This is a genomic window from Archangium sp., assembly GCF_036388035.1.
Taxonomy (GTDB): domain Bacteria; phylum Myxococcota; class Myxococcia; order Myxococcales; family Myxococcaceae; genus Archangium.
This window is the reverse complement of the sequence record NZ_DASVSO010000609.1, coordinates 1-6,792: the sequence shown is the minus strand read 5'-3', so window position 1 is coordinate 6,792 and position 6,792 is coordinate 1. Positions and strand designations below refer to the sequence as shown.

Annotated in this window: 5 protein-coding genes and 2 pseudogenes; 6 read left to right on the top strand and 1 reads right to left on the bottom strand. The window is 71.3% G+C overall.

Features of this window, described 5'->3' with window-relative positions; translation table 11 throughout:
* Positions 1 to 1,045: pseudogene (locus VF697_RS24975) on the bottom strand (hypothetical protein); the annotation flags it as partial.
* Between the two features lie 218 nt (positions 1,046 to 1,263).
* Between VF697_RS24975 and VF697_RS24970 the strand changes: the two are divergent.
* The 6 genes and pseudogenes from VF697_RS24970 to VF697_RS24945 form a co-directional block, all read left to right on the top strand.
* On the top strand, positions 1,264 to 1,638 hold the full coding sequence (locus VF697_RS24970) for a DUF488 domain-containing protein (RefSeq protein WP_331099142.1): 375 nt from the start codon (positions 1,264 to 1,266) through the stop codon (positions 1,636 to 1,638).
* Positions 1,639 to 1,858: 220 nt separating this feature from the next.
* A complete protein-coding gene (locus VF697_RS24965) occupies positions 1,859 to 3,880 on the top strand; it encodes an NAD-dependent epimerase/dehydratase family protein (protein ID WP_331099140.1) in 2,022 nt (673 codons plus the stop codon).
* On the top strand, positions 3,861 to 5,021 hold the full coding sequence (locus tag VF697_RS24960; protein ID WP_331099138.1) for a glycosyltransferase family 4 protein: 1,161 nt from the start codon (positions 3,861 to 3,863) through the stop codon (positions 5,019 to 5,021). Before VF697_RS24965 ends, VF697_RS24960 begins: the two co-directional genes overlap by 20 nt.
* A 17-nt stretch (positions 5,022 to 5,038) precedes the next feature.
* Entirely contained in the window at positions 5,039 to 5,332 is a 294-nt protein-coding gene (locus VF697_RS24955) for a glycosyltransferase (RefSeq protein WP_331099136.1), read from the top strand.
* Complete coding sequence (locus VF697_RS24950; RefSeq protein ID WP_331099134.1) at positions 5,329 to 6,450, top strand: CgeB family protein; 1,122 nt, start codon at positions 5,329 to 5,331, stop codon at positions 6,448 to 6,450. The genes VF697_RS24955 and VF697_RS24950 overlap by 4 nt, the downstream gene beginning before the upstream one ends.
* A 31-nt stretch (positions 6,451 to 6,481) precedes the next feature.
* Positions 6,482 to 6,792 (top strand): annotated as a pseudogene (locus VF697_RS24945) (arylsulfatase); the annotation flags it as partial.

Genomic DNA, 6,792 nt, shown 5'->3' with positions numbered 1-6,792 from the left:
CCTCGGGGTCCAGCACCCCGCCGTCATCCGCCACGCGAGCGCCCCGAGCGAGGAAGGCCTCCCCGCGGGTATCGCCCCAGACGACGAGCGATTCACGGTCGTCATGAGCGAGGCGCGGGGCGTACTGCGTCCCAGGGTGGGGGGCGATGGGGAAGCCCGTGGGCTCCACCGGCCTCGTGTCGCCCCGCACCCGCGCGCCGTAGATGTCCGGCTCCACGCCCCGGTTGTCCTCCCAGACGACGAGGAAGTGCTTCCCCGTCCAGGCCACGTCCGGGCGGCGCTGCCCAGCGGGCGCCGCGATGAGGGGCACGCCTCTCCCGTCCAGCATCGTGCCGTCCTTCCTGACGCGAGCGCCGTAGATGTCCTCCGTGTCCTCCCCGCCGCGCTCGTCGCTCCAGACGACGAGGAACTGTCCGCCGTCCCACGCCACGGCGGGATCGAACGCGTCATTCTCCCCGGGGGAGAGCGACTGTTTCTCGAGCACCTTGCCATTCGAGTCCACGCGCGCGGCGGCGATGACGTTCTCGTCGTCCCCGGAGACGGTGTAGGCCACCAGGCACAGCTTCTTCGCGCAGGCGATACCGGGAGGCCCGCCCGCCTCGCCGTTGAAGCCGATGATGAAGTGACGGCGCACGTCTCCGTCGCTCTCCACATGGGCGCCGAAGATGCCGTCCGAACTCACCCAGACGACCACGAACTGGGTGCCGTCATACGCCACGCGCGGCTGGCTGCCAGTGATGCCGGTGGTGAGGTTGAGCGGGATGCCCGCCGGGTCGAGCACGCGGCCCCCGGCGCTCACACGCGCGCCGAAGACGTCGCCCGTCCGTGAGTCCCTCCAGACGACGAGGTACACCTTGCCGTCGAAGGCCACGGAGGGCCCGGTGAATGCCGTGCGTTGCTCCTCCGGGATGGGCCGGCTCACGTCGAACGGGCTGGAACTGCTGGAGAGCCGTGCTTCCGAGGACTCCAGTGCCATCTCCTCGACGTCCGGTGCGTCCTTCGGTACCGGCCCACACGCGAACGCCAGTGCTCCCAGCAATGCCATGCCCCACCGCGCCAGCCGCGCGGCTCTTCTCCTGCTCCGCTCCATATACCCCCCCCAGTGGAATGGGGCGCAACCTCATGTCCGACGGGGAGGGGGGCAATCCACCCGGAGGGATGAGCCCGCATTCAAACGCACACGGTCGGCGCCGAGGCTGCCCGGGCGAGCGACCGGGCTCTCGCGCTCGGGAGGAGGTCGAGCGGGCCCGGTGTTTCCTGGGAATGCCCATCAAGACCAAGCGCTGGTGTGTGCCCGCCGAGCCCGATGACGGGCTGCGCATCCTCATCTGCCGGTTCCGCCCCCGAGGGCTCCGCAAGGAGAAGGAGACCTGGGACGTGTGGATGCGGGACCTGGGTCCCAGCCCGCCGCTGCTCGCCGCCTTCCAGGGCAAGGGGCAGACGCCCATCACGCTCGACGTGTACCGCGAGCGCTACCTGCACGAGATGGAGGCCCAGCGCGAGAAGATCGCCGAGCTCGCGGCCCGCGTGGACCGGGGCGAGACGGTCACGCTGCTGTGCTCCAAGGACTGCATCATCGCCGAGGCCTGTCACCGCACCCTGCTCGCCGAGCTCATCGAAGCGGCGCGAGCGAAGTAGACGGCCAGGCTCCACCGTCGGGTTTCGTGTAGCTGGTAGGTCGAAAACCCGTCCGGACGCGGGCGATCCGTTCACCAGACGCTGTCCGGCCGTCTCCCCCCCACCTCACACAGCCAGGGCGTGTGCTGTGCTACCGCCTCGGTATGCGCGCGCGTCGGGGGCAGGTGGCCACGGACCCTGTCGACGGAGCGCGCGGAGCTGGAGCGCCGGGGGTGACCGTATGACCGGGGTGAAGAGCGAGGGGCAGGGCATCGGCCTGGTGGAGTCCTTCGCGGTGGGCGACCACGCGAAGGTGGAGCGCGCGCTGGAGCTGTTGCGCTCGCTCGGGGTGACGGAGCTGCGCACCGAGGTGTCCTGGGCGGACGCCGTCACCCCCGAGGGGGAGCGCTGGTACGGCTGGCTGCTGCCGCGTCTGGCCCAGGAGGTGCGAGTGGTGCCGTGCTTCACCGGCACGCCCGGCGCGCTGGGGGTGGAGCCCCGGCGCAACGCACCGCCGCGCGAGGCCCACGCCTTCGGTGACTTCGTCGAGTCCTTCCTCGCGCGCCACGGCCGCCACGTCGAGTGGGTGGAGCTGTGGAACGCGCCCGGCACGCTGGCCTCCTATGACTGGAGGTTGGATCCGGAGTGGGAGATGTTCTCCGCCATGGTGGCGGACGGGGCCCGTCGGGCGCGCGCCGCGGGCAAGAAGGTGGTGCTCGGCGCGGAGCTCGACGCGCTGTGGCTCGCCTGCGTGCTGGACCGCGTGGGGGCGGACTCCTTCGACGCCGTGGCCGTGCAGGGCTACCCGAACCAGGATGTGGCGGCCTTCCAGGGCTGGGAGGAGTGGCTGGCGCCCATCCGCATGGTGCTCGCCGGGCACCGCTCCAAGGCGGCGGTGTGGCTGACGACGGGCTACTCCACCTGGCGCTTCGACGAGAAGCAGCAGCTCTCCGCCTTCCTCGACGCGACGGCGGCCCCGGTGGAGCGCCTGTACTGGTGCTCGCTGCGGGACACCGAGGTGGACGTGGAGTCCGCGGAGGCCCCGGCCGACGTGCCCGCCCTCCACTTCGGCATGGTGCGCGAGGACGGCTCGCCCAAGCTGCTCTTCCGCCTGTGGGCGGAGCACGGCCTGGCGGGCCTGCCCGAGCAGTGGCGCGGCCTCGAGTCCCCGTACCGGCGCGCGCACCCGGAGCGCCACGTGGTCGTCTTCGGCGGCGCTGGCTTCCTCGGCGCCAACGTGGCCCACCGCTACCTGGAGGACGGCCAGCGGGTGCTCGTCTATGACAACCTCAGCCGCCCGGGAGTGGAGCGCAACCTGCGCTGGCTCAAGGCGCGGCACGGCGCGCGGGTGGACGTGCAGGTCGCGGATCTCCGGGATGCTCCCGCGGTGCGCGAGGCGGTGCGCCATGCCCAGGCGGTGTTCCACTTCTCCGCGCGGGTGGCCGGCACCACCCGCCTCACCAATCCGGTGCACGACTTCGAGGTGAATGCCCGCGGCACCGTCAACGTGCTGGACGCGGTGCGGGCGTGCGAGACGCCTCCGCCGCTCGTCTTCACCTCCACCCACCAGGTGTACGGCGGCCTGCCGGGCCTGAGCCTGGCGCCCGACGGCCGGCGCTACGAGCCGGTGGACGTGGAGGTGCGGGGCCAGGGCCTCGGCGAGGAGCAACCGCTCGACTTCGAGAGCCCCTCTGGCTGCTCCAAGGGCGCGGCGGACCAGTACGTCCTGGACTACGCGCGCACCTGGCGCCTGCCCCTCGCCGTGTTCCGCATGGGCTGCATCTACGGCCCTCGGCAGTTCGGCTTCGAGGACCAGGGCTGGGTGGCCCACTTCCTCCGCCGGACCCTGCGGCGGCAGCCCATCACCCTCTACGGGGACGGCAGGCAGGTGCGCGATCTCCTCTTCGTGGAGGACGGGGTGCGCGCCTTCCAGCTTGCGATGGTCAACATGAGCCGGCTGGGGGGTCAGGTGTTCAACATCGGTGGCGGCCCCCAGCGGGCGGTGAGCCTGCTGGAGGTGTTGGATCTCATTGGCGAGCTCACGGGGCAGGCGCCCCAGGTGAAGTTCGAGGATTGGCGAACGGGGGACCCACGCTACTACGTGTCCGATACGCGCAAGTTCCAGGCGGCGACCGGTTGGGCGCCGCGGGTGGAGGTGCGCGAAGGCGTGACGCGGCTCCACGCATGGATGCGGGACATGGGGGCGGGGACGGTGCAACGGGCGCTCGACAGACAGGAGGCACGTGAAGGCATCCACGGATAGAGCGGCCCCTCCCTCCGGGGAGGTGCGCCGGGTGCTGATGACCACCGACACCGTCGGCGGGGTGTGGACGTACGCCCTGGAGCTGAGTCGGGCCCTGGCGAGCCGCGGGGTGTCGGTGACCCTGGCCACCATGGGCCCGCCCCTCACCGAGGCGCAGTGGGCCGAGGCCCGCATCGTGCCCGGGCTCGGCGTCGAGCAGAGCACCTGGCAGCTCGAGTGGATGGATGACCCCTGGGAGGATGTGAAGGCCGCCGGGGACTGGCTGCTGGAGCTGGAGTCTCGCGTCCAGCCCGACGTGGTGCACCTCAATGGCTACTGCCACGGCGCGCTGCCGTGGAAGCGCAAGCCGCTCATCGTGGGCCACTCGTGCGTCCTCTCGTGGTGGGAGGCGGTGAAGGGAGAGCAGGCCCCGGAGCGCTACTCGCGCTACCGCTGGGAGGTGACGCGGGGCCTGCGCGCCGCCGGCCATGTGGTGGCCCCCAGCACCGCCATGCTGCAAGCCCTGGTGACGCACTACGGGCCGCTGCGCTCCGCGGGCGTCATCCCCAACGCGCGCCGCCCGGAAGACTTTCCTCCCGGCAACGTGCGCGAGCCCCTCATCCTCGCCGTGGGCCGCCTGTGGGACGAGGCGAAGAACGTGTCCATGCTGGAGTCCGTGGCGCCCCGGCTGGACTGGCCGGTGCTCGTGGCGGGCGACATGCGGCACCCCTCCGGCGGCGAGGTGCGCTCGCGCTGTGTGCGCATGCTGGGAAGACTGTCACCCCGAGAACTGGCCGGGCACATGGGCCGGGCCTCCATCTTCGCCCTGCCCGCGCGCTACGAGCCCTTCGGCCTGTCCGCGCTGGAGGCCGCGCTCGCCGGGTGCGCGCTGGTGCTGGGGGACATCCCCTCCCTGCGCGAGATCTGGGAGGACGCGGCCGTCTTTGTTCCACCAGATGACACCGACATGCTCATGCGCGCCCTCCGGCGGCTGGTGACGGAGCCCGTGCTGTGCAACCGGATGTCCACCCTTGCACGGACCCGTGCATTGCGGTTCTCCCCGGATCGCCAGGCGGATGCCTACCTTGCGGCGTATGTCGATCTGGACCGTGCGTCCAGGGCGGCAACCCCCGCCCCGCCCCCGCTGGCGAAGGCGACCTGAGCGGAGACTTTTGAACGATGCGCGCCGTCCTCTTGTGCCACTCGCCCCGGTCGGACTGGAACCACGGCAACGCCCCCTCGTCGAGAGGCGTCGTCACCGAGCCCGTTGAACGGGGCGCGGGTCTTCGGCAGGTGGATGGGCCGCGAAACGCCTGGCGCCTGGAGCACCTCCGGGCCGAGCACGGGCGACGGATGATTCTGGCGCGCCATACCTGCGCGCACCGGGTGGAGGAGCTCCACGGCTTCTGCCGGGAGCTGGGCGTCGAGACTGGCTCGCTCGAGCCGGTCGCACAGGAAAGGGTCACCGCATGAGCAGCCACGGACTTCGGATCGCCTTCTTCGGCTCGAGCCTCGTCTCGGCCTACTGGAACGGGGCGGCCACCTACTATCGAGGCCTCATCCGCGCCCTCCATGCGCGCGGCCACCGCGTCACCTTCTATGAGCCGGACATCCATGACCGGCAGAAGCACCGGGACCTGCCCACGGACCCGGACTGGGCCCGCGTGGTGGTGTACTCGGCCGAGGGCACCGACGGGCTGGAACGGTGCCTGGAGGAGGCGCGAGGCGCGGACGTGGTGGTGAAGGCCAGCGGCGTGGGCGTCTTCGACGAGCTGCTGGAGGCCCGGGTGCTGGACCTCAAGTCCGGCCGCACCCAGGTGGTCTTCTGGGACGTGGACGCGCCGGCCACCCTGGAGCGGATGGCGAAGAACCCGAACGACCCGTTCCGCGCGCTGGTGCCCCGCTACGACCGTGTCTTCACCTCCGGCGGCGGCGACCCGGTGGTGCTCGCGTACAAGGACTTCGGGGCGCGCGATTGTGTCCCCATCTACAACGCCGTGGATCCGGACACCCACCACCCGGTGGCGCCCCATCCGCGCTTCGACTGTGACCTGGCCTTCCTGGGCAACCGGCTGCCGGACCGGGAGCGGCGGGTGGAGTCCTTCTTCCTGCGCGCCGCGGATCTGCTGCCGGAGAAGAGCTTCCTGCTGGGAGGCAGCGGCTGGGCGGACCGGCCCCTGGCGCCCAACATGAGGTACGTGGGCCACGTCTATACGCAGGACCACAACGCCCTCAACTGCACGGCGCGCACGGTGCTCAACATCAGCCGCGACGGCATGGCGCGCTTCGGCTTCTCGCCGACCACGCGCATTTTCGAGGCCGCTGGCGCGGGCTCCTGCATCATCACGGACAAGTGGCAGGGCATCGAGCTCTTCCTCGAGCCGGGCACCGAGTGCCTCGTGGCGGAGGACGGCCTGGAGGTGGCCGAGGCGGTGCTGTGCCTCACGGATGAGGGGGTGCGGCAGCTCGGGCAGGCGGCACGCCGACGCGTGCTGGCCGAGCACACGTACGCGCACCGCGCGGCGCGGGTGGAGCAGGTGCTGGGCTATTCGTCGGGCCTGGAGGTCTCCACGCACGAGCAGGTGGCTTGAGCTCCTGGGATGGAGGGTGAGGGGAGACGTGGTGTCCCGCCCGTCCCTGGCGCGCTCCCTCGTCCTCGGTTGCCGGGCCGGGCTGCTCGTCTTCCTGACGCTCTACACCCTGTGCGCCGTCTTCAACATGACGCTCGGCTACCAGGGGAACGAGAGCCGCGTCCTGGAGGAGCGGGTGTGGAACGAGTTCCGGGGCGTGGTCCTCGCCCAGGTGGGCCGCCTCCTCCTCGCGTACACCGGGGTGGGCCTTGTCCTCGGGGCGTGGATGGGCGCCGGGCTGTGGGCGTTGCGTGCCAGCCGCCGCACCGTGTTCTGGGGCAGCGCGCTCGCGTGTCTGCTGGT

What these genes read in the sequence shown, in the direction of transcription:
- VF697_RS24970 (WP_331099142.1), top strand. Translation starts at nt 1,264, where the DNA reads ATGCCCATCAAGACCAAGCGCTGGTGTGTGCCCGCCGAGCCCGATGAC.
- VF697_RS24965 (WP_331099140.1), top strand. Translation starts at nt 1,859, where the DNA reads ATGACCGGGGTGAAGAGCGAGGGGCAGGGCATCGGCCTGGTGGAGTCC.
- VF697_RS24955 (WP_331099136.1), top strand. Translation starts at nt 5,039, where the DNA reads ATGCGCGCCGTCCTCTTGTGCCACTCGCCCCGGTCGGACTGGAACCAC.
- VF697_RS24950 (WP_331099134.1), top strand. Translation starts at nt 5,329, where the DNA reads ATGAGCAGCCACGGACTTCGGATCGCCTTCTTCGGCTCGAGCCTCGTC.